Here is an 885-nt window from a genome sequence, read left to right on the forward strand (position 1 = left end):
GTTGTGTTTCATTAATGCTACGGCTAAGACTGATTTGCGAAACGCCGTCAAGTGCTCAAATGCTAGATGCGCTGAGAAATCAACAAACGCACACTACCCGTAGTGTTCTCGCTACGGGGGTGAAGCGTTTGAATGATGCGGTGGAAGATGATCGGGAGCTTTTGCGCTCCTGGCTGCGCTCGAATTTGGCTGAGCGGGGGATAACTCCGACCAAGGCCGCCAAGGAGATCGGGGTGGCGACCACCACGATCACGAAATTTCTGAACGACGAAAGCTATACTTTCACGCCGTCAACGCCGGTCATTGCCAAGCTGGAGCGTTTCTTCGGCCGCCCGGCGCCACGCAGTGCGTCGGGAGGCGTTTCATTGCCAGAGATCGAGGCGAGCCCACTGCCGGCAGACAGCATGCCGGAGCCCATGCGACGGGCGCTGACGGCCCTGACAGGCGCTCGCAAGCACGTCGAGGCCTGGACGATGCACACCAATGCGCTGCAGGCCGCAGGCGTCCTGCCGGGCGCCGTGCTGCTGGTGGATCTCGACGAGATCGCCCGCGCCGGCGACATCGTCTGCGCCGAGATCAACGATCAGGGCACCAGACGGACCGTGTTCCGGCTCTACGAGAAGCCCTATCTGGTTGCCGCCACCTTCGAGGCGCGGAGCTGGATGCCGATCGTTGTGGATGATCGCAACGTGATCGTCCGGGGCGTGGTCACGGATCGGCTCGCGGGGCGTCGGCTGAGCTGAACCGCTAGACTGTATGTAGCATTAATCAAACACATTCGTTGCATTTGTGCGTTTCATGTGAAACGATACCTCCCGAGTGATTTGCACAGGGAGGTTTCTCGACGTGAGCAGCGAGAAGAACGGCGGGCGGTGGCGCTTCCAA

General features: G+C 60.1%; 1 protein-coding gene. It reads left to right on the forward strand.

Features of this window, described 5'->3' with window-relative positions; translation table 11 throughout:
- A partial coding sequence (locus tag AC629_RS43830) for a LexA family protein (protein WP_143199940.1) occupies nt 1-743 on the forward strand: 743 nt, incomplete at its 5' end.
- Between the last annotated feature and the right edge of the window lie 142 nt (nt 744-885).

It is taken from the genome of Bradyrhizobium sp. NAS80.1, from assembly GCF_001908205.1.
GTDB lineage: Bacteria > Pseudomonadota > Alphaproteobacteria > Rhizobiales > Xanthobacteraceae > Bradyrhizobium.